Origin of the sequence: Burkholderia sp. SIMBA_051, assembly GCF_046534915.1 — a bacterium.
GTDB lineage: Bacteria > Pseudomonadota > Gammaproteobacteria > Burkholderiales > Burkholderiaceae > Burkholderia > Burkholderia ambifaria.
Map to the genome: position 1 here is coordinate 1 of NZ_JAWRXS010000447.1, position 261 is coordinate 261.

Annotated in this window: 1 protein-coding gene; it reads left to right on the top strand. The window is 66.3% G+C overall.

Features of this window, described 5'->3' with window-relative positions; genetic code table 11:
• Positions 1-261: DHHA1 domain-containing protein (locus tag SB771_RS35230; RefSeq protein WP_410722071.1), on the top strand; the 261-nt coding region annotated here is incomplete at both ends.

The following is a 261-nucleotide window of genomic DNA, read 5'->3' on the forward strand; positions in this document are numbered from 1 at the left end:
GGCTGAAGGAGAAATTCCACCGGCCGTCGTTCACGTTCGCGCTGGCCGACGATGGCGGCGCCACCGTCAAGGGCTCGGGCCGGTCGATTCCGGGTTTCCATTTGCGCGATGCGCTCGATCTCGTGTCGAAGCGCGAGCCGGGGCTGATCGCCAAATTCGGCGGCCATGCGATGGCGGCGGGTTTGACGATCGCCACGGCCGATGTTCCGCGCTTTACCGCGGCGTTCGAGCGGGTTGGGCGTGAGTGGCTCACTCAGGATG